This is a genomic window from Microbulbifer maximicatervae (SeqCode) (assembly GCF_056231245.1).
The window spans coordinates 703,859-725,648 of sequence record NZ_CP174334.1 but is presented as its reverse complement, the minus strand read 5'-3'; the positions used below and the strand labels follow the sequence as shown (position 1 = coordinate 725,648).

Here is a 21,790-nt window from a genome sequence, read left to right as displayed (position 1 = left end):
TTACTATTTATATTCAGTGGGTTGCTGAGAGAACGGCGAGCTGTTCCAGGCGTTGGAACAGGAGCTCTTCACGCTCGGTGGCGCCCTCGGCCTGGCTCTGAATGGCATAGGGGAGATTGCTATGCCCTAGCAGCTTGGCCACCTCTGTGGCGATGTAGTGCCTGACGCCTTTTTCCGCAGCCTCTACTTCTGCCTGAAGCTCCTCACGGCCGTCAATGAGGTTGAGGATATCCTCAATATCACGACTGGACATGGGGTCACTGTTGCCCCGCCCTTTATAGGCCTCCAGTTTGGTGGCGATAAAATAAACGGGATTGATAAGGTTAATGTCCAGCTCATCGCTGAGGGCGTAAGTGGTGGCGGTTTCCACGGCATCGCGGTACCAGCGATTGCCAAAGCCGAGGATTGTTTCATCATCGGGCATAAAATCAACGCGCAGATCACCTAGCCGCATTGCGCATACCGGGAAGTCTTCGTCAGAGGCAGCGCTGTACTGCTTAAATCCCCGCCCCCGCAATTGCTCTTGCAACTGATGGAAACCCACGTAGCCCATCACGTGGACGATAAGGTCCACGTCATCGGTATGGCGCACTTGTTCCTGCGTGTAAGTATCGGTGAGCAGCAGCCCGGTGGTGCAGCCGCCCACGAACGTCATTTGCCGGCGCAGCACGGGACCCAGCGCCCGCGCGACCAATTTCAACATGTCGATATGCCGATTAAACGCGGTCATTCGGGAAGCTCCAGATGCTGCTTTAATAGTTTGGCGGCGAGATTGCGCTCGCGGGGCTGGCCTATGCGTATGGCATCGACCAACGCCAGTAAGGCATACATCTCCGGGTCTCTCTTTACCGCTTGGGGAGCGCTTTTAAATAAGGGAGCGACTTCCATACCTTTGGTATTGCCTCGGGCATCCGCCCAAACTGGCTGTAACTCGCCTGCACTCATCAGCTTTTCCTGTAAAACCGGAGCGGCAAAGGCCGTGGCAATACCGCGAGTGATTCGCCCGGGCCTTGCCGGGAAGACATAGCGAAGGCCGTACAGGATAAATTCGTACAGTGCTTTGGTATTCGCTCTGGGCACGCCGAGCTTGCGATCTTTAATGGCCAGGCCAACCTCGATACAGCGATTCAGGGACAGGCTGATCTGGCTTTTGCTAATACCGGTCTCCGCCGCCAGGCCCCGTGCCGAATATTCAAAAGCCGGCAGAGTACCCAGCGGTGCAAGCACATCGCCAGCAGCCGGCGGATCTTCTGGCTCCCAGCCTTGCCAGTCGTCAGGCCAGGCCTTTCTCGCTCGGTCACAGCCTCGCTGCGCCTCCCGCTTCTGCAAAGAGACCAGTTTGAGCAGCAAACCAATATCTTGACTTTTCATATCTCCCCACCCTTGTCTGTCCCAAGTCCCGGGACAAAGGACAAGGTTGATCTTATACTTTTAAGAAAGCAAGCGCTATGGGGGGAAATTTGCAGTGCCGAGCGTCATTATTTGGCTTTTTAGCTCAATCGAATGCGCTTTTTGCCCTCAATCGCGGTTTCCAGCTCCTCTCTCAGGGCGGTGAGGAACCGATCGATATCCTCCCGGGACTCCAGATAGGCACCGCTGTGGACTTTGTTCAGCACACTACTCGCATTAATCACGACGGCGGGGTTAAGCCCGGCTGCTGCAGCAGATGCCGGGACAGGCTGAATGCCAGCGGACTGGGGAGCCAGCTCTTTTATCTTGCCGCCGGCGGCCGGGGCACTTTTCTTAGCCGCTTCCTTGGTAGCTTCCTTAGCAATCGCGTCTTGTTCGAGGCGCGCTTTAGCCGCCAGCTGCCGCTCTAGCTCGTAAAGACTGTCCTCCAAACGCTCTTCAGCGGTTTGCTGTTGCAACATATAGATCTGGGCAATACCGGTCTCGGCCTCTATATCCTTTTTGACCTGCTGCAAGGGATGCAGCAACGAGTTACTGAGTTCCGGGGTTCCAATACCGCTTTTCGCGATTTCAGCCAGAAGCTGCTGGACTTTAAACTCAACACGTTCACAGGCGTGTTCACGGCGCTGTTGCAACAGCGCTTTATTGACCTGATCCAAGGTTTCTACCAACTCGGCAACTTTGTTCAGTTGGCCGTAGGGAGATTTGGCCTTATTAATATGCTCCAGTTCGGCCAGTGCTTTGGCCGCAGCAGTATTCTTTTCCAGCTCTACACGGTTTTTACCGAAGTGCTGCAGGGCATTTTGGAGCTGCTGCCAGGTGTGTAACTGCTTGGTAAAGAAGTCATGGATATCCCGGTAGTCTTCCTCCAAGTCCAAGTAATCATTTTTCTTGTCTACCAGTGCTTTGAAAAAGTCAAAGCTCTCCCGGTTGGCCAGCAATCGCTCGAGGGTAAGCAGGCAATCTTCTATCTGCGCGGCACCTGGAAAATGACCGACATCGGTCTTGCTTTTGTAGCTCTTCAGATGAGCGAGCCACGCATTGAAGTGCGTGCGGTAAAAATCAAACAGCTCTTTTTCTGCGTCTGGGCCGAGGGCGTTGAACAAATCCCGGGTTAAGTCGCGCGCCTTTTTAAGCACGGTATTATCGGTCTGCCGCTTTTTCTGTACCGATATCTCACGGCGGCGACGGCTGTTGTTAAGATCTTCGAAGATCTCCTTAACCGGCAGCGATGGACCTCCGGCATGGAAGGAGATACGCCCTGCAACAGCAAGACGCCCAAGAATAAGAAGAATTTCACCATCGGGCCAACCGTAGGGCCGAGAGGAAAAACGCCCGATTATATCGCTGACAAGCAGCCGGTCTCTCTCGGCGCGCAGAGCAATAAACTGCTCCACTTCCTTGACCGCCTGGGGATTGCCCTCTTCACCATCCAGGGCGAGTTTCATTTGACCCAGGTCATCGATGGTCAATACCGCCTTTAATTCCCGCAAAGGCTCCTTTTGCAGGACTTTAAGCTGAGAAAGCTTGTTATAAGTGTTTTCCAGCAAGTACTTGCAGGCTTCATCATAACGGCTAGCAAGGCTATTAGTGGGCAGTTTGAGACGCTGGCCCAGGGCATAGCTCTCTGCGCGCAAAAGTAGATCTTCTAATGCTATGCGCAAGCGCTTGCGACGGTCCTGGTTTTCGCGGCCCCGATCGGCAAGGATACGAGTAATATCGGCATTGCTGCCATCGTCATTCAGGCGAATGAATTTATCGGTTTTCAGCCAGGTGCGCAGTTCGGTAAAGAATTGCTTGTCATCGGCTAGTTTCCACAGGGCCAAGCCACTGCCTTCGGTAGATTTGTTGATGCAGCCTGCCTCGTTGTATTGAGCATAATCGAGGTCCTGCGGAGAGACGATTTCAAGTCGCAGATCAGCTTCGTAGCGGCCATCCAGGGTGTGGCCGTCCAAGTAGCGGCCAATACTGTAATCGGTTTTATTTAATGGATAGCGGTATTTATTTTTGTCTTTAAACAGGTCCTTGAAAATCAGCTCGGAGAGCGCTTTATTTTCATCGCTACTCGCAATTTCAACCGCTTTGATCTTACGGGTAATATCCCGCTCTTCATTGGTAAGGAACAGGAACTCATCACCGTTACGAGTAATTAGGCTTTCTTTTTCCAGCCGTTGAAGCGTTTCTTCAATGCGTTTGCGCAGTGCAAGCTTATCTTCATCGATCTTTTCAATGGATAGCGTGACCAGATTATCCAAAGTGCCTTTGACCAACTCTACATAGCGGATCATAAACAAAGTGCGCAATATCTGCACATCAAATACATCCAGAGAGGCGTTCTGATTGGCTTGATCAATAGTTCGTTTTACGGCGGTATCGAGAAAGCCCTCTACAGCGCGATAAAAACTGTGCATAGGTACCAGTGCACCAACCCCCTGGTCAGAGATACTCTGTGCGGCCATTTGAAATGCGTCGAGCATGGAGCGCTCGCCGTAGGCGAGGTGCGCACCCGTAGCGCCCACCTTGCGAATTTCTTCAAAGACCTTTTGGACCAGCTGGAAATGATAGGGGGCGAACGGATAGTTAACGACGAAACTTTCGGCACCATCGAAATTGCGCAGAGTGGGGCCAGTGCGATCGAAGGTGATTTGGTTACGTAAAATATCGCCGCTCTTTTCCCAGGCACTGCGCAGCTCACTTTCCGCTTTGGGAGTCTTACGCAACAGTCGCTTTTGAATCACCTCATCCGTATTTGAGCTGGACAGGGATAGGCGGGTTTTGAAACGGCCTGCAATCTTGGAGAAGTCGTTTGCCTTACTGGCGGTGAGTTCACCGATTACCGCCTCCATATCCGCCTGGGAGGTCACAATGATCCAGGCTCGACCACCACAGATGGTGCCCAGGTTCTCGGTAATGGTCTGCAAGGTGAGCATCAGCCTAGTATTGGAACCGATAAACTGGCCTACCTCATCCACCATAAAGACTATGCGCTGTTCTGGCCCCTTTCCGTCCAGGTACTCTTTGACCCAGCGGCAGAAGTTTTCCACAGAAACAGAGAATGTCTCTTCCGATGCTTCAAACCACTTATTGGCGGCCTCGGGCGAGAGGTTCAAGGCAGTTGCAATAGCCTTTTCTATATCGTCTTGATAAAACTGGTAGCCATCGCGCTCTCTTTCCCAAGTCGAGCCTGTGCTATCTGCAAATGCATCCTTGAAGCGTTGGTAGGCGCCCTTCTGCGCCAGATGGCGTTCCATATGCGCGATATGCGGGTGGTCACCGCTGAATCCCTGATGCTCATTAAATACGCGCAGAAATACATTTAAAATCGGATTACCAGCGTCATTGGAACTGGCCTTGCTGTCGATATTGAACAGGATGACATCTGCAGGGTGGGTAACGGCCTTGTCCAAGTCTGCGCGGATCATGGCATCGCGCAGCTTTTGCTCATCAAAAAATTCCACTGCCTGACGCCTATTGCCATTGGTAGCCTGAGCTTCGATATTGGCCAGCAGGTAAGACAGGGTTTTCAAAAAATGCGATTTACCAGAGCCGAAAAAGCCGGAGATCCATACTCCCACTCGGTTTGCGATAGATGGATCGCGCAGGTCTGTGCTGTAGCTTTCAAAAAAAGCACGGAAGTGATTTTCCAGCTCATTGGTGACGACGTACTCATCCAGCTCCTGCCAAATCGTGGCATCGTCGGCTTGATCAGCCTTAACCACGCCATTGATGGATCTATCCAGGGATTTGGAAAACAGGTCTTTAATGATCATCACAAGAATCCTTGTACCACCGATTATGTGCGGGGAACGAGCGGGAATGCCCGGTAGTAGTTATTGCTGGGAATCTGGTTAAAAAGGGTGAGGCTCTGGCCGCTATATTCGCCTGGGTAGAACAACACTACGGGCTTGTGCCCGAGCAGGGCGTGGAGTTTGTTGAGTAAATTGTGCGCCCGCAAAACAGGCCAGACTGAGCCGACACCATGAATCAGTATCACATCCTGCTCGCCCCCCACAATCTGATCCATTAGAAAGGGGCCAAAATTATCCATGTGCATAGGGCCCGCCAGGGCTTTTAACAGCGCCTGATCACCTTTTGCTAACTGCATCTGATAGGCTTTGTCGAGAAAGCGACGCTTGGATAGGTAGTCCCGCATAATCTGCAGCAGGTTAATAGTGGCTACCTTCAAATGAGGCTGTTTCTTTTCTAGAAAACTGGTAAGAAAACCAAGGTACTCTCGGACTTTCAGTTCCTCTTCCGGCGCGTAATCAAAAATCCAAAATCCAATTTCATTTCCGAGACCTTTCCCCTGGAGAAACTCATGAGAGAGGATTTTGTCTGGAATCTGGTTTAGCCGTTCTTCTAGCGGCTGAATCATATCGCGACCTTTACTTCATTATTTTTGATCTATGTCAGAGAGCACTGGAAATATTGAGACACTTTTTAATACGCTGGCAACAACTGCCATCCAGGAGTCCGTTTACCTCAGGCCTCACCAAAATATGCTGCAACTGAGGATTGCGGGTACTTTTCACAAACCCCACCTCTGCCAACATTCGAAGTACCACCTGCCCCATTTTCTTTTTGGATGACTCGGTCCAGTTCCCGATCTTACTATCGCGCTCTACCCTTTCCTCAAGAAAGCTGCTCCACAAATAGGGTTCTAACTTCTCAGCTTTAACGGCGAATGCATCGCTAACGACAGCTTCAACAAACTCCACTAATAACAGATTCCGCGCTAGGGCTGCAACAAATGCGACCTGGGTGGCCAGCTGCTCGTCACCGTCTCGCAACACTCGCCAGAATGGTCGATCAAGACGCTCCAACCGCTGGCGCAATGCGCGGGATTGGCGCTTGGCCGTTGCCGGACTGCGCTTCTGTAGTCGGTTATTCACCTGGATCTCGAGCTGCCACCTTTCCGTATCGACGCCCTGCAGTAGTAATTCTGCGACCACCCGGCACTCGCGCACTTGCAGAGAACCAGCAGTGAGATCACTATCGTAATGAAAGTTATACATATCGAATATCAGGCTTTAGATACAACCGGCCAGTGTACCGGGCAAAAGTACTTAGTCAGCAGAGTTTGCCCGTTGCCACCCACACGCCAGAGCAGACATGTAGACAGGAATTTCTTACGAGTTTATCCGAGAGCATGACCAAGTTCACGCCATCCAGCCAGTATTTCTAATGATTTTAGGGTTTCACCGTGAGGGCCTGTGGGAGCTTTGAGGCCATGTGAGGAGTCAGGATTATTTCAACTACACCAGCATAATTTAAAGCCAACAAAAACCAATTCTTCCCATTATATGGTTGCCGCTACGATATGTTTTGGGTAAGCGCTTTTGGTTGCTAGTCAGAACCAGACAGAAGTGATACATGCTGCTGTCACCCATACCCTACTCACAGCAACAAGCGCGCCCCAGCGATTCCGGGGAGCCCCTACCCAACTATAGGCCTCTGATCTTTGCCTTTTAACTTAACCTTTTGAGTATTTATAAGAGCTATTTAGGGGGTAGCAGCTTCCAAATTGAATCAGATAGCACCGGATGACAACGAACGAGAGCGGAGGGCTGTGTACCCTCCAGATAGCAAAAAGCCCGGATTTACCGGGCTTTTTGGATGATTCCGAACTTCTTCGGATCTTGATGTGGTGCCCAGGGCGGGACTTGAACCCGCACGAGCATAGCTCACTACCCCCTCAAGATAGCGTGTCTACCAATTCCACCACCTGGGCAAAAATCTTTTACTGCTGTTCCTCACTTTCCTGGTTAGCAGCTGGCTCTTCTGAACCGGTGCTGTCTGCAGGAATCTGCGGGATATCGCCAGTTTCCAAATCTGTTTCGAGCTGCGGGATATCGCTGTCGATAGCCGGCAGTTCTTCAGCTGGGCCAATTTGCTGTACCTCTGCTGGAATTTGCGGAAGGTCCGCATCAACATTGGTGCCTGCACCTTGCTTAGCCAGGATGGCCAGGCCGAAACTGGTGACGAAGAATACCGTCGCAAAAATTGCTGTCAAGCGGGAAAAGAAATTTCCGCTACCTTGACTGCCAAAAACTGTCTGGGACGCGCCCGCACCAAAGGATGCACCGGCTTCGGCACCTTTACCTTGCTGCAACAAAATCAGGCCAATAATGCCTAATGCGGTCAAAACGTGTACAACTAATACCAATTTTTCCATTTTCTGGAAACTCTCTACCGGGGTCTAAACAACCCGTTATTCAGTATTCGCCAACCCGCGTGCTGTCAATTTAAACAGCAGCGCGACAAATCTCAGCAAACTCGCCGGCATCCAGCGAGGCTCCACCCACCAGGGCACCATCAATATCTGCCTGGGCAAAAAGCTCCCTGGCATTTGCGGATTTTACACTACCGCCATATAAAATCTGTACTTCAGCGCCCAAATCTCCCAACTGCGAGCGAATAAATGCATGTACAGCTTGGGCTTCATCAGGAGTAGCAGTTTTTCCGGTGCCAATGGCCCATACCGGCTCATAGGCAATCACGGACTGCTTCCAGCCAGCCGAATCAATGATATCGGCAACCGCTTGAAGTTGTTTTGCAACCACTTCGAGAGTGCGCTCCTGCTCGCGTTCTTCAAGGGTTTCCCCGACGCAAAGTATTGGAGTCAATCCCGCCTCTTGGGCCGCAACAAATTTTTTCGCCACTAACTCACTGGTTTCTCCATAGAGACTACGGCGCTCAGAATGCCCGACAATAACGTAACGGGTATTCCAATCCAGTAACATGCTAGCGGAAACCTCACCAGTAAACGCCCCTTTGGGCTCCTGGCTAAGGTCCTGGGCACCCAAGCTGAAACCTCCGCTCTTTTCCGCCGCATCAGCCACTAGGCCGAGATATGGAAAAGATGGGCAAACAACAACACCGGACTTCACACCTTCGAGGTTGAGTTCGGTGAAAAAACGTTCGGCAAACTCGCGGCTGCCGTTCATTTTCCAGTTTGCTGCTACTAGCGGTGTTCGCATGTGTGCTCCTTCAAGGGGCGCAAATCTTAGCGACATTGACGCCAACATACAACCAAAATTATACGAGTTTCTTCTGCGCCCCAAGAGGACCGATTTACTACGGGTTAAATCGCAGCAGATCAGTTATTTCCAATTCGCTCCACCACGGAGGAAATATCTTTGGCCAGCTGTTCCACCAAGGCGCTGTCGCGGCCTTCAACCATTACCCGGATCAGAGGCTCTGTGCCAGATGGCCGCAGCAGCACACGTCCGCTGTCTGCGAGCTGACGTTCTGCATCGACAACAATGGCCTTAACGTCTGTGTGATCGAGAACACCATCGCGATGAGCCAGTTGCACATTAATCATGTGCTGGGGGAACATTGTCATACGGGATTTAAGCTGATGCAAGGGCTCATCAAATTCACACAGGCCACGCAGTACCTGCAGTGCGGCAATGATACCATCGCCGGTGGTAGATGCATCGGCACAGATAATGTGGCCTGACGACTCGCCTCCCAGCTTCCACTGATTAGCTGACATTTTTTCAAGCACATGGCGGTCGCCCACTTTGGCTCTCTCAAACGGGATTTTGTTTTCGCGCAATGCAAGCTCAAAACCGTAATTGCTCATCAAGGTGCCGACAACACCACTACAACCGCCCAGGAATTTATGCTGGTGCATAGCGATGATATACAACAGCTGATCGCCATCGACCAATTCCCCATTGGCATCGACGAACAACACCCTGTCCCCGTCACCATCAAAGGCTATACCCAGGTCCGCACCGCGCTTAACCACGGCCCGTTGCAACTGCTGAGGTTTAGTGGAGCCGCAATCTAGATTGATATTGAGTCCATCAGGGCCCGCTCCAATTACGCTGACTTCTGCTCCCTGCTCGCGAAACACCATTGGCGCTACGTGATAAGTGGCACCATTGGCGCAGTCGAGAACAATTTTCAAACCCTCAAGGGAGAAACCCCAGGGCGTAGAAGCCTTGCAAAACTCAATGTAACGCGCGGCTGCATCATCAACACGATAGGCGCGACCGAGATCGTCGGAAGTTTCCATCGGCAGCTCGAGAGCGGCTTCAATCTCCAATTCAACCTCATCCGGTAACTTGGAGCCTTCAGCGCTGAAAAACTTAATGCCATTGTCGTGGTAAGGATTATGGGAGGCGCTGATAACAATGCCTGCACCGGCATGGAAAGTCCGGGTCAGGTAGGCGATCGCCGGAGTCGGCATTGGCCCCAACAGGGCGACATCCACGCCAGCATTAATCAGGCCCGCCTGCAGCGCTGCCTCAAACATGTAGCCGGAGACCCGAGTGTCCTTACCGATAAGGATGCGGGGACGTCGGTGGTGTTTAGCTTTGGAAATTCTTCCCAGTACCTTGCCCGCTGCATATCCCAGGCGCAGCATAAAATCGGGAGTAATTGCTCCCTCGCCAACGCGACCACGAATACCATCAGTGCCAAAATACTTTCTTTCCATAACGCTTCTCAATTGTGTACTTCGCCGCTTTTCTATTCTGTCGGAAAACCACAACAGGACCCTGCGGCTTAAGGTCTCTGTAAGACATCACTCATCAAATTTCGCTGCAAACCAATTGCTGCATGCGCAACACATCCACGGTTTCCGCAACATCGTGGACACGTAAAATTCTTGCGCCTTTTTGCGCAGCCAACATGGCCAGGGCCAAGCTACCGGGGAGTCGGCCATCTACATCTCGATCGAGCAGGCGGCCGATCATCGACTTACGCGACAAGCCTGCCAGTATGGGCATATCCGCCGGCGCCAGCTGCGACAAATTACGCAACAACGCTAAATTGTGCTCATCGGTTTTGCCAAAGCCAAAACCCGGGTCGAGAATGAGCCGGTCCCGTGTCACCCCCAGATCGATACAGAGATCGACCCGTTTCTGCAGATACCTGGCGACATCCTCTACAACATCAGTGTAAGACGGATCATCCTGCATAGTGCCGGGCTGACCCTGCATATGCATCAGGCAGATCGCCAAGCCACTTTCGACGGCTGCTTCCAGTGCACCCGGGCGCTCCAGGGCGCGAACATCATTGATCAGTCCCGCCCCTACCGCAGCTGACTCACGCATCACTGCCGGGGTACTGGTATCGACAGAGATAATCGCGTCAAAGTTCGCTTTGATTGCCTCCACCACCGGCACTACCCGATCCAGCTCCTGCTGCTCGGTGACCGGCGATGCGCCAGGGCGTGTCGATTCTCCGCCAATATCCAGGATTGTCGCTCCCTCAGAGAGCATCTGTTCCGCTCTCTGCAGAGCCAGGGTCAAGTCCAGGCTACCGGAGGCATAGTAATTGCCACCGTCGGAAAAGGAGTCTGGCGTTGTATTCAGAACCCCCATAACCACCGGTTGGGAGAGGTCTAAGGTGTGGTTACCACAGATAATTTTCATTGGCTGAAATAAAAAAATGCCGGATCGGAACAGGCTATCGCCCTATCCCCAACCCGGCATTTGGTTTTGTCCAGTTAGTCGCTTCGGAGAATCAGTGGCCGTTTAATGGGCCGCCGACGGTATTGCTCTTATCCGCCTCAGTTGAGGCCTCTGTGGTTTCAGTATCCTGGGTCGGGCTGTTTCCACCAGAGCCGAAGTTATTGTCTTCCCAGTCCCTTGGTGCGCGTACTTTACGACGAGCCATCAGGTCGTCCACCTGCTCCGCATCCAGGGTTTCGTATTCCATCAGCGCATCTTTCATCGCTTCAAGAATATCTCGGTTGTCTTCCAGCAGTTTCTGAGCACGGTCGTAACAGCCATCAATAATTCGGCGTACCTCTGCTTCGATCTCATAAGAGGTCTTACCAGAAACCGGATTACCCTGGCCGGGCTGACCGCTTTCATCTTCGCCGTAATGCAATGGGCCGAGTTTTTCAGACAGGCCCCACTTGGTCACCATATTGCGTGCCAAGTCAGTGGCCCGTTCAATGTCGTTGGAAGCGCCGGTAGTAACACCGTCGATACCCAGGGTCATTTCCTCGGCAATACGGCCGCCAAACAGGGAGCACAGTTGCGATTCAATCGCACGCTTGGACAGGCTGTACTTGTCTTCCTCAGGCAGGAACTGGGTGACACCCAGGGCGCGGCCACGGGGGATAATGGTTACTTTGTGTACCGGATCATGCTCGGGTACCAGTCGACCAATAATGGCGTGACCGGCCTCGTGATAGGCGGTATTCACCTTTTCCTTTTCATTCATCACCATGGACTTGCGCTCGGCACCCATCATGATCTTGTCACGGGCGCGCTCAAACTCTTCCATGGTTACCGTGCGTCTATTGGCCCGCGCAGCAAACAGCGCAGCTTCGTTGACCAAATTGGCCAGATCCGCACCGGAGAAACCAGGGGTCCCACGGGCAATCGTCTGCGGGTTCACCTTGTCGTCCATAGGCACCTTGCGCATATGAACTTTGAGAATTTGTTCGCGGCCGCGAATATCCGGCAGCCCAACAAATACCTGGCGGTCAAAGCGACCTGGGCGCAGCAGGGCGTGGTCCAGTACATCCGGGCGGTTGGTCGCTGCAATTACGATCACACCCTCATTACCTTCGAAACCATCCATCTCAACCAGCAACTGGTTCAGGGTCTGCTCGCGCTCATCGTGACCACCGCCAACGCCGGCTCCACGGTGACGGCCAACAGCATCAATCTCGTCGATAAAGATGATGCAGGGAGCCTGCTTCTTGGCTTGGTCAAACATATCCCGCACCCGGGAAGCGCCCACACCAACGAACATCTCAACAAAGTCAGAACCGGAGATGGAGAAGAAAGGTACTTTTGCTTCGCCGGCAATTGCTTTGGCAAGCAGGGTCTTACCGGTACCGGGAGGGCCACACATCAATACGCCACGGGGAATATTGCCACCCAGGCGCTGGAACTTGGTGGGATCGCGCAGAAACTCAACCAGTTCCTGCACCTCTTCCTTAGCTTCATCTACACCGGCAACATCGGAAAAAGTTGTCTTGATCTGGTCTTCGCCCAGCAGGCGCGCCTTGCTCTTACCAAATGCCATAGGACCTGAGCGACCGCCGGCTCCACCCTGCATTTGGCGCATAAAGAACATAAATACAGCGATAATAATCAGGATCGGGAAGCTGGCTACCAGGAGCTGCTGCCAGATACTCGGTGACTCAGGCTCACGACCAACGAATTGCACATTGCTGCGAACCAGCTCATTGGTGAGTTCATCGTCGATAATCTGTGGCTGGATAGTCTTGAAGCGGCTGCCATCGGCTTTTTCGCCGGTGATCACCAGACCGTCTACGATCACGTTCTTAACTTGGCCCGACTGCACATCCTGAACAAAGTCGGAGTAACTGAGAGCCTCATCCCGTGACTGCGGTTTAAAGTTTTGAAAAACCATCAGCAGTACCGCTGCGATGATCAACCACAGTACCAGGTTCTTTGCCATATCATTCAAAGGGATAGCCCTCTCGCTTTCGCAATCAAAATCCGTTCATTCCGGCAATGCCGGCCACATCAATACCGGATAAAACCAGTATAGGTGCGGGGGGTCAACAGCCTTCGCCCCCGATACAGGTATCGCTTATACCATATGGGGAGTCAGACTAGAAATACGCCGATGTTCTCAGTCGCTCTCAGCCCTTAAATCCTCGCGCCACCACGTATACTTCACGTGAACGGGGGCGGGAAGCACCAGGTTTGCGAGTTACGACACTGTTGTAGCTCCCACGCAAGTCGCGGATCAACTCGTCGAAACCCTCTCCCTGGAATACCTTTGCAACAAATGCACCACCGGGCTTAAGTACCTGCCGGGCCATATCGACCGCCAGTTCCACCAAATACATGGAGGCGGGCTGATCAACATCGCGTATCCCACTCATATTGGGGGCCATATCGGAAATCACAAGGTCTGCCAGTTCATCGCCCATGCGCTGTAACAGTTCACTGAGCACCGACTCCTCTGTAAAGTCCCCCTGGACAAAGTCCACACCGGCCAGCGGGTCCATCGGCAATATATCTGACGCCAAAACCTTGCCTTTGTGCCCTACCAACTCCATCGCTACCTGGGACCAGCCCCCTGGAGCCGCACCCAGGTCGACAACAGTCATTCCTGGCTTGAATAAGCGGTCCTTATTTTGTAGCTCCTGCAGCTTGTAGCTGGCACGGGAGCGATAGCCCTCTTTTTGGGACTGTTTGACGTAATGGTCATTAAAATGTTCACGCAGCCAACGGTGGCTGCTCTTAGATCGGCCCATCGGGTACAATGCCTACAATCACTACAGCTTAATTGTAAGAGCGGCCACTGGCCGCGATCGGGTCCGCCGAACAAACGCTGGCGACGATCGCGGTCTGTGGCCGCTCCCACATCGAATTCCACAAAGTGGTAATGGAGTATTGTATGCCTTTAACCGCCGACCGCAAAAAAGCTCTTCGCTCTCTAGGTCACAACCTGAAACCTGTCGTGACCGTAGCCGGCAATGGGCTGAGCGAGGGGGTGATGGAAGAACTGAACCGTGCACTCGAAGACCACGAGCTGATCAAGGTCAAACTGATGATCGCCGACCGGGAAGTACGCCACCAAATCGTTGGTGAGCTTTGCGAAAAATCCTCATCCGAGCTGGTACAGGAAATCGGCAAGATTGCCCTGATTTTCCGTGCGGCGCAGAAGCCGGATATTCGCAAGTCCAACCTGCTGCGTTAAACAAAAAGGGGAGCTAATGCTCCCCTTTCTTTTCTCAACCAGTGGAAACAGGCTTACACATCACAGGCAACTCCCAGGATTCTCCATTGGACAGTCGCCTCAACCAGCACTTCTCACCATTGCCGACTAATTGAAACTTGATCGGCCGCCCCATATCCCGGCCAATCAGAGCCATCTTTTTGGGATCATTCTCAATCACCAAAATAGTATCGTCCACAAACACCCTCGGGCCTAGGGTCACATTAACCCCGCCCAGCGCTTGCGAAACTGCCACCTGCAACTTGCCCTGAATCTCCGGGCTCGTTTCCTGTAACAGTGCCGGTTGTGCAGTTTCAATATTTTGCTGGGAGGAGCAGCCAAGACACACCAATGCAAAACCACAAAGTTTAGCCAAAGCTGCCTTTTTCATTTTATTTCACCATTATGCGGTTACTGCGAGAGACTTCCTTGGTCACTCGTGCATTGAAAGCGGGGGCACCCTCGCTTTCACCGGAAATGGAGAATGCGCTAACCGCAATATCTCCACATTCGCCAGTCTCAATGTAATTCAACGCAGTGGCAAACCGCGCTTCATCAGCATCACCCAGGAGATTGTCAAAGTCATCCCCAATCACACACCCGGGCAAATCGGCATCAGTTCCATAATTACCATTGGGTACAAAACCATCGGAGTAATCGCCAAAGCCTTTTGCATTCACACCGGAGAACTGAATTGTGAAGTAAGTAGTGCCACAGTTATCCAGGGGGTAAAAACCGTAAGGCTTACCGCAAGTAGTCTCACCGATCTGAATAACTTCTACATCAATTCCGCGCAAGCCATTGATAATGGCCTCACTGGCTGAGCAGGTATTTTCACTGGTTAAGACAAACAGTCGCGACAGGTTTAAAGTCGGCAATTCTTCCCCGTATAAAGACTCATCAACAAAGCCCAGACCGGTCGAGTAGAATGGAGTCCCATCCAATGGCGCTCCGGTAATTGGATTAGTTTCCGGGTGCTGGTCGTTAAACTGGGCAATTTCAAATACCTGCCCCGCAGTATTATCACCTGCGATCATATAAGCTAACTCTGCAGCGATATCGAGGTAACCACCACCGTTATAACGAAGGTCTAGTACTAAATCGTCAACAGACTCAGACTCAAGCTCGCTGACAGCATCAATCAATTCCGCTTCGGCTGTCGCAATATGATCATTGAACAACATATATCCGACTTTGCGGCCCGAATTTGTGTCCACCGTTTTAACATATTGAACAGGATCTGATTGCACTGGTGATGCAACCAAAGTGACAGTCTCAATCGTTGAAGAACCCAAAGGTCTTATTTCAAATACATGGGACTCACCATCGTTTTCCGGCCACATACCGTAATTTAAGGTATCGACATCATCACCATAAGCCAGGTCAACGCCGTCCACACTGATAACTTCTGCACCGCGGGTGATAATATCCGGCAGATTACCACCGTTTTCCTCATCCAGATAAGCGACTACCGCTTTACGTGGCGGCTTATCGGAAAGTAGAGCCCACTGGACACCATAACCTACGTACACACCAGATTCAGTTTGTGAATACCACTCATCTGACGGAACCGTATAATGGAAGCGGTCCTTCTCTCGACCGGAGGGCGTTAGAGCGAAAGTTCTTAGCTCTTCGAAATAAGCTAAAGAATCATCGAAGCTCGCTGGATCCTGGTCTTCAATCTCGTCGTACCATAGGTAGAGCTCATTACTCATTGAGCGCAACCAGTTATTTTCATCCTCGCGGGTGCCCGCTACATCAGCATAAGCTGAACCCGTTGCTGGGTCTGTGCCACTGCGGGGAGCAACACACCGGCTCGCATATGTTGAGACAGGCAGGAAGTTATCCTTTTCCCAAGTGCCGCCAACGGCAGTTGGCGTCTCAGAACCATCTCCACTATCAGAGTCAGAGCCACCTCCGCCTCCCCCACAGGCTGCCAAGCCTAAAGCTCCCAGAGTAACAACCCCTGCTAAAGCTAGCTTACGTAGACGGATTTCCATCCCCAAACTCCTATTAACCTTTTTATTAGTAAAGATATGTAAAGCGGTGGAGCCTACCACTATTTGAAAAAGGGTTCGATAACCAAGTTTTTCATCAAAAGAAATTGCTAAACCAAAATACAGAAAGGCCTGAAGAGGCACATCACAATTTGTACCCCACCAGGCCTTTCAGTACAAAATAGGTTAATTACTATTATTAACCCGAGTCAGCAACTAATTGCCGACTTTACCCAAAACCCCCTGCAAACTATCTTTTGCATCACCGAACAGCATGCGTGAGTTTTCTTTGTAAAACAGTGGGTTAGCAACTCCCGCATACCCTGAAGCCATAGAGCGTTTGAGAATAACAACCTTACCGGCCTTCCAAACTTCCAACACCGGCATACCGGCGATAGGCGAGCCCGGTTTTTCCACTGCATCCGGGTTTACCGTGTCGTTAGCACCGATCACCAAAACCAAATCTGTAGCGGGAAAATCTGGATTAATCTCATCCATTTCCAGAACGATATCGTAGGGCACATTAGCCTCAGCCAAAAGCACATTCATATGTCCGGGAAGACGTCCAGCTACCGGGTGAATACCAAAGCGCACTGTTTTGCCCGCTTTTCTCAGACGATCGGTCAAGTCACTAACCGCCTGCTGTGCATGGGCTACCGCCATTCCGAATCCGGGAACAATAATGATACTGTCCGCCGCATCCAGTTCATCCGCAAGCTCCTGTTGATCAATGGCAATTACTTCACCATCGACTTCCTCATCGGAAACTTCACCACCATCAGAGCCAAATCCACCGAGAATAACGCTGATAAAAGAGCGATTCATTCCCCGGCACATGATGTAACTCAGGATGGCACCGGAAGAACCCACCAAGGCGCCCACTACAATTAACAGGTCATTGCCCAGCATAAATCCGGTAGCGGCAGCGGCCCAACCGGAGTAGCTGTTTAGCATGGATATAACCACCGGCATATCAGCGCCGCCAATAGCCGCCACAAGGTGAATACCTAACAGCAATGCAATTGAGGTCATTAACAGCAAGTTAATAACCGTACCCGCATGCACATCTGCCGGTACAAACAACACACCTAGAACAATACAGGCCAAAATGGCAATCAAGTTAAGCCAGTGCCGGGCCGGTAGCATTAATGGTTTCCCGGAAACCAATCCCTGCAACTTACAAAAAGCAACCAAAGAACCGGTCAGGGTAATTGCCCCAATAAATACACCCAGGTATATCTCAGTGCTGTGGACAACATGAGCAGCCCCGTGTAACTCCACAACCGGGTCGAGGAAACCGCCCCAACCAATTAATACCGCAGCCAGGCCGACGAAGCTGTGTAGCAAAGCCACCATTTGTGGCATTTGAGTCATAGCCACACGCTTGGCTAGTGCCAAACCAATCACCGCACCGACGATCATGGCGATGGCGACCATCCAGTAAGCCCCGGCGGCCACTCCAGCAATAGTGGCAATAATGGCAACTGCCATTCCCACCATGCCGTAAATATTTCCCCTGCGCGCAGTTTCGTGACTGGATAAACCTCCCAGGCTCAAGATAAACATCACTGCCGAGAAGAGATAAGCCATTGCAATCATACCGTTCATCACTCTCTCCTCCCGTTACCGGCGAAACATTTTCAACATACGGTAGGTCACAAAGAAACCACCGAATATATTAATACTGGCCACCAACACGCCGATGAAAGCAAGCAGGCTCACCAAACCCGAATTGGCAATCCCAAGCTGTACTAATGCACCAACAACCACAATGCCGGAAATTGCATTAGTAACACTCATTAGCGGAGTGTGTAGCGCATGGGTAACATTCCAAATCACTTGCCAGCCAACAAATATTGCCAGGACAAATACGGTAAAGTGCGAGACGAAATCAGGAGGTGCCACACGCCCCAACCACAGCAATAAGATTGCCGCGATCGCCCAAAATGCAAAAATAGATACGGGAGATTTTCGTTTCTCAGCTTTCTCCTCAACAATTTTCACTTCTTCAGTAGCTTTCGCCGATGGCTTGGGCTGAGCAGAAATTTTTGGTGCGGGTGGAGGCCAGGTAATCTCACCGGATTTAACCACTGTGGCACCACGAATCACTTCATCATCAAAATTGAGATTAATCTCACCATCTTTTTCTGGAGTTAGCTCCCCAAGCAGGTGAGCAAGATTGGTTGAATACAGGCGCGAGGATTGTGCTGCTGCTCGACTGGGCAGATTGGTATAACCAAGAATAGTGACGCCGTTCTGCACCACTTTTTCATGAGCCACTGTATAGTCACAGTTACCGCCCATTTCTGCTGCTAAATCCACGACGACAGAACCCTTAGGCATACTGTCGACCATATCTGCAAGCCATAATTTCGGAGCGGGTTTCCCCGGAATTAAGGCTGTGGTGATCACAATATCCACTTCTTTGGCCTGCTCGCGGAACAGTGCCATTTCAGCATCAATAAATTCCTTCGACATCACCTTGGCGTAACCACCGGAGCCCGAGCCTTCCTCCTCAATTTCTACGGTGAGGAATTCAGCCCCCATGGACTCCACTTGCTCACGTACTTCAGCGCGGGTATCGAAGGCCCTCACTATAGCTCCCATGCTTTTTGCCGTACCTATTGCAGAGAGCCCCGCTACACCAGCACCAATAACAAGTACTTTTGCCGGGGGAATTTTTCCTGCTGCCGTGATCTGCCCGGTAAAGAAGCGACCGAAATTGTGGGCAGCCTCCACAACCGCACGATAGCCGGCAATATTTGCCATGGAGCTGAGCGCATCCATTTTTTGCGCGCGGGAAATTCTTGGAATCGACTCGACCGCTAGCGCATTGATATCGCGCTCGGCAAGCTTCTGTAGGAACTCGGCATTTTGTGCCGGCTTCAGAAAGGCGATCAGCGTAGCCCCTTTGGGAATCAGGGCCAACTCTTGATCAGTTGGTGCTTGTACTTTTAATACTATGCCCGCATCAGCCAGGCACTGTTGCATATCCTCACGGACTTCTGCACCGGCTTCAGCATAAGCTTCATCAGTAAAACTGGCCCTGTTACCAGCCCCCTTCTCCACCGCTACGGAAAAACCCAAATCGCGTAATCGTCTTACGCTATCGGGAGTCGCTGCAACACGTGCTTCTCCCTCTGCGGTCTCTCTAGGTATGGCTATAATCACCGCCGTGCCCCTCTTAGTTGATTTTATGAACTTACAGCTACATCTACCTCAAAAAGTATTGGATTGCCCAATTTATAAACAGATCGAGTGTAAACGTCGTCAAAGGGGATGAAAAGAGGGATAACCTGATAGCCGTAATTGGTGAAATTAATAAGACTATATATCCTGAATTGGCTATATAGACCTGAGAGAAATCAGCCAAAATTAGTCTCGCTCGAAACCTTTTTCCCTGAAGTTAAATTGCTATTTGTTTATCCAAAATATAAGGAGTTGTCCTTTTTAAATGGCCTTACCGCTCAATTCACTATGAATTTTCAACCCAAGAAAATCCCCACAGTGGAGTGACCACCTACAAACAAACAAAAAACAACAAAAATTTAGGGGTAACTGACTATTTTTAATAACCGCAAATAGATCACCAAACACACCGTGTTAGTTAAATATTGTCGATAAAGACGACTATCACATTACACGTATAATAAAAAATAACGCGCCATGTGACAGTCTACTCACGCAAACCACAAATGTGCAGATGGTTTTGCTTCCATAGTACCAAGTCACACTTTTCTGCCTGAAAAATATGTACTAGCCCCCTACTTGTGCAAAAAAAACAATATCCGCAGAATGTCGCACCAGGAAAAAGCAGTAACATCAGATTTACCTCATGGAATTAGAGACATACATCCACTCCCCCACCTCTGCGTATTTGGCACAACTATTGATTAAAAGTTGGTAAAGCCCAATAAAAATTATTAGATGAGTGCCGCAGTAAATTGTGACTAATCCAAGCCCTGGAATCATGCTGGTCGATGACAATCCCGAGCGCGCCCAATTGGTTTGTGAGCGATTACGTGCTGCTGGCTACAGCATTCTCGCCCAGATCAACAGTGCCGAAGGCCTCCTCTTCCAGGTGGAAAAATACCGTCCAGATATTGTGCTGATAGACATCGAATCCCCGGACAGGGATATCCTGGAAAGCCTGGCCATAGTCAATCGTGAGGCGCCAACCCCAGTGGCTATGTTTTCAGGTAGCGGAAACGCAGACTTTATTAGTCGCGCGGTCGACTCCGGAGTAAGCGCTTATATGGCCGAGGGAATGACTCCTGAGCGCGTGGCACCGGCGATAGAAATCGCTATGGCACAATTTAAACATTTCCAGCAATTGCGCCAGTCTCTCGAGCGCACCCAGCAGCAACTCACAGAGCGAAAAGCGATCGAGCGGGCCAAAGGGCTATTAATGGCCAAGAAGAACCTCAGTGAAGAGGATGCCCATAAGACCTTGCGCAATCTCGCAATGAACAGCAACTCGACCATCCATACAGTTGCCGAGCAAGTAATCCAATATTTTCAGAAAGAGCATTAGAGTACCGATGTCAGCCCTTCTGTGCCCGGAAAAAAAGACCATCAAACTGCTTTACCTGCGCCTGACCGACAGCGCACCGCTGATTGTCGCCAAGGAGCTAGGCTACTTCCAAGAATATGGATTAAAGGTACAGCTGCAAAAAGAAACAAGCTGGGCCACCCTGCGAGACAAGTTAATTGCGCGCAAAGCAGATGCTGCAGCAATGCTCGCTCCTATGCCCCTGACACTTGAACAAGCACTACCCAATTGCCACGAACGCTTGTTAAGTGGATTAATTCTCAGCTGCAATGGTAACGCTATTACCCTTTCCGCAGAATTGTTCGAACGTCTGCAAAATTACTGTGAAGGTGACTCACAAAGTGATATCGCCTTGGCGCTAAAGCGCTACCTGCACGACAATAAATACCCACCTACAGTCAGACTCGCTACGGTTTATCCATTCTCCAGTCATAGCTTGCAATTAAGATACTGGTTGCGCTCTGCCGATATCGACCCGGACCGGGATATAAAACTGGTGGTATTACCGCCTGAACAAATGCTGGAAAACCTCCACAGTGGCGTTATCGATGGCTATTGTGTAGGCGAACCCTGGAACTCCCTGGCCGCCCACAAAGGGTCCGGCGTGGTTATTGCGGCTTGTAATACACTGCTGCCAGCTATGCCGGAAAAAGTGCTGACCGTCACTGAGAGCTGGCACCAAGCCAACCCTGCGACCCACCTGGCCCTAAGGGCCGCTCTTCTCAAAGCCTGCTCTTGGCTTGCCGCACGCACAAACAGAGCCGAAGCTGCCAAGCTCTTATCCCAGGGGCAATACCTCAACCTGCCTGAGGAGCTGATTCAACGCTCCCTCAATGACCAGATTCTCTACCACCGGGACCGGGAAATTCTCGCCAATCCCGGCTGGCACCTGTTTGCCCATATTGATAACGACTGCGGGCGTCCAACTCAGGAAAAAGCACGGCAGCTGCTGGAGATGTATTCAGACCTGGGGAGTTCGACGCTCCGTGCAGCAGAAGCCTATCGTCCAGACCTCTATCGACAGACAGTAGATTTCCTGCTCGCAAAAAAATAGTGGCACATTAATTGAATGGAAATAATTCGATGATGCAATTGCCTTCCCTCAGGCGCATCAGCGCGGTGAAGCGGTTGTTCGCCGAATATAACGGGCAACGAA

Annotated in this window: 18 protein-coding genes and 1 tRNA gene; 3 read left to right on the top strand and 16 right to left on the bottom strand. The window is 51.2% G+C overall.

The genetic code is table 11. The annotated features are described in order from the left end of the window. Positions 1-13: 13 nt before the first annotated feature. The 12 genes from ACJJIS_RS03135 to rlmE form a co-directional block, all read right to left on the bottom strand. Complete coding sequence (locus ACJJIS_RS03135) at positions 14-670, bottom strand: hypothetical protein (RefSeq protein ID WP_444911474.1); 657 nt, start codon at positions 668-670, stop codon at positions 14-16. Between the two features lie 56 nt (positions 671-726). Beyond that, the gene (locus tag ACJJIS_RS03130; RefSeq protein WP_444911475.1) at positions 727-1,371 is read right to left on the bottom strand and encodes a hypothetical protein; all 645 of its coding nucleotides are present in this window, start codon (positions 1,369-1,371) and stop codon (positions 727-729) included. 119 nt (positions 1,372-1,490) lie between these two features. Then, a complete protein-coding gene (gene brxC / locus ACJJIS_RS03125; protein ID WP_444911476.1) occupies positions 1,491-5,180 on the bottom strand; it encodes a BREX system P-loop protein BrxC in 3,690 nt (1,229 codons plus the stop codon). A 23-nt stretch (positions 5,181-5,203) separates the two neighbouring features. Then, positions 5,204-5,785, bottom strand: coding sequence for a DUF1788 domain-containing protein (locus tag ACJJIS_RS03120; RefSeq protein WP_475709456.1), 582 nt, complete (start codon positions 5,783-5,785; stop codon positions 5,204-5,206). A 34-nt stretch (positions 5,786-5,819) separates the two neighbouring features. Continuing rightward, positions 5,820-6,425 carry a DUF1819 family protein gene (locus ACJJIS_RS03115; protein WP_475709455.1) on the bottom strand — a complete coding sequence of 202 codons (606 nt, stop codon included), beginning with the start codon at positions 6,423-6,425 and terminating at the stop codon, positions 5,820-5,822. Positions 6,426-7,055: 630 nt separating this feature from the next. After that, a tRNA-Leu gene (locus ACJJIS_RS03110) sits at positions 7,056-7,141 on the bottom strand. Positions 7,142-7,150: 9 nt separating this feature from the next. After that, the gene (secG, locus tag ACJJIS_RS03105) at positions 7,151-7,585 is read right to left on the bottom strand and encodes a preprotein translocase subunit SecG (protein WP_475709454.1); all 435 of its coding nucleotides are present in this window, start codon (positions 7,583-7,585) and stop codon (positions 7,151-7,153) included. A 70-nt stretch (positions 7,586-7,655) separates the two neighbouring features. After that, the gene (gene tpiA / locus ACJJIS_RS03100) at positions 7,656-8,390 is read right to left on the bottom strand and encodes a triose-phosphate isomerase (protein ID WP_444925834.1); all 735 of its coding nucleotides are present in this window, start codon (positions 8,388-8,390) and stop codon (positions 7,656-7,658) included. A 119-nt stretch (positions 8,391-8,509) separates the two neighbouring features. Next, positions 8,510-9,862, bottom strand: coding sequence for a phosphoglucosamine mutase (gene glmM / locus ACJJIS_RS03095; RefSeq protein WP_282931361.1), 1,353 nt, complete (start codon positions 9,860-9,862; stop codon positions 8,510-8,512). Between the two features lie 94 nt (positions 9,863-9,956). Next, positions 9,957-10,802, bottom strand: a complete 846-nt coding sequence (gene folP / locus ACJJIS_RS03090) for a dihydropteroate synthase (protein WP_444934103.1) — start codon at positions 10,800-10,802, stop codon at positions 9,957-9,959. 91 nt (positions 10,803-10,893) lie between these two features. Continuing rightward, positions 10,894-12,813 carry an ATP-dependent zinc metalloprotease FtsH gene (gene ftsH, locus ACJJIS_RS03085; RefSeq protein ID WP_475710329.1) on the bottom strand — a complete coding sequence of 640 codons (1,920 nt, stop codon included), beginning with the start codon at positions 12,811-12,813 and terminating at the stop codon, positions 10,894-10,896. A 187-nt stretch (positions 12,814-13,000) separates the two neighbouring features. Continuing rightward, a complete protein-coding gene (gene rlmE, locus ACJJIS_RS03080; protein ID WP_108734402.1) occupies positions 13,001-13,621 on the bottom strand; it encodes a 23S rRNA (uridine(2552)-2'-O)-methyltransferase RlmE in 621 nt (206 codons plus the stop codon). A gap of 143 nt (positions 13,622-13,764) precedes the next feature. Between rlmE and yhbY the strand changes: the two genes are divergently transcribed. Then, the gene (gene yhbY, locus ACJJIS_RS03075; RefSeq protein ID WP_108734403.1) at positions 13,765-14,067 is read left to right on the top strand and encodes a ribosome assembly RNA-binding protein YhbY; all 303 of its coding nucleotides are present in this window, start codon (positions 13,765-13,767) and stop codon (positions 14,065-14,067) included. Between the two features lie 34 nt (positions 14,068-14,101). On the opposite strand, the gene ACJJIS_RS03070 is transcribed toward yhbY, so the two are convergent. The 4 genes from ACJJIS_RS03070 to ACJJIS_RS03055 all read right to left on the bottom strand — a co-directional run bounded on the left by ACJJIS_RS03070 (position 14,102) and on the right by ACJJIS_RS03055 (position 19,253). Beyond that, positions 14,102-14,476, bottom strand: a complete 375-nt coding sequence (locus ACJJIS_RS03070; protein WP_444896162.1) for a hypothetical protein — start codon at positions 14,474-14,476, stop codon at positions 14,102-14,104. Position 14,477: 1 nt separating this feature from the next. Then, on the bottom strand, positions 14,478-16,085 hold the full coding sequence (locus tag ACJJIS_RS03065) for a S41 family peptidase (RefSeq protein ID WP_475709453.1): 1,608 nt from the start codon (positions 16,083-16,085) through the stop codon (positions 14,478-14,480). A 213-nt stretch (positions 16,086-16,298) separates the two neighbouring features. Continuing rightward, positions 16,299-17,690, bottom strand: a complete 1,392-nt coding sequence (gene pntB, locus ACJJIS_RS03060) for a Re/Si-specific NAD(P)(+) transhydrogenase subunit beta (protein WP_413663233.1) — start codon at positions 17,688-17,690, stop codon at positions 16,299-16,301. Positions 17,691-17,705: 15 nt separating this feature from the next. Beyond that, positions 17,706-19,253 carry a Re/Si-specific NAD(P)(+) transhydrogenase subunit alpha gene (locus ACJJIS_RS03055; protein ID WP_444934106.1) on the bottom strand — a complete coding sequence of 516 codons (1,548 nt, stop codon included), beginning with the start codon at positions 19,251-19,253 and terminating at the stop codon, positions 17,706-17,708. Between the two features lie 775 nt (positions 19,254-20,028). Between ACJJIS_RS03055 and ACJJIS_RS03050 the strand changes: the two genes are divergently transcribed. Both ACJJIS_RS03050 and ACJJIS_RS03045 read left to right on the top strand, forming a co-directional pair. Next, on the top strand, positions 20,029-20,616 hold the full coding sequence (locus ACJJIS_RS03050) for an ANTAR domain-containing response regulator (RefSeq protein WP_444934107.1): 588 nt from the start codon (positions 20,029-20,031) through the stop codon (positions 20,614-20,616). A 7-nt stretch (positions 20,617-20,623) separates the two neighbouring features. Continuing rightward, the gene (locus ACJJIS_RS03045) at positions 20,624-21,688 is read left to right on the top strand and encodes a CmpA/NrtA family ABC transporter substrate-binding protein (protein WP_475709452.1); all 1,065 of its coding nucleotides are present in this window, start codon (positions 20,624-20,626) and stop codon (positions 21,686-21,688) included. The last annotated feature ends 102 nt before the right edge of the window (positions 21,689-21,790 follow it).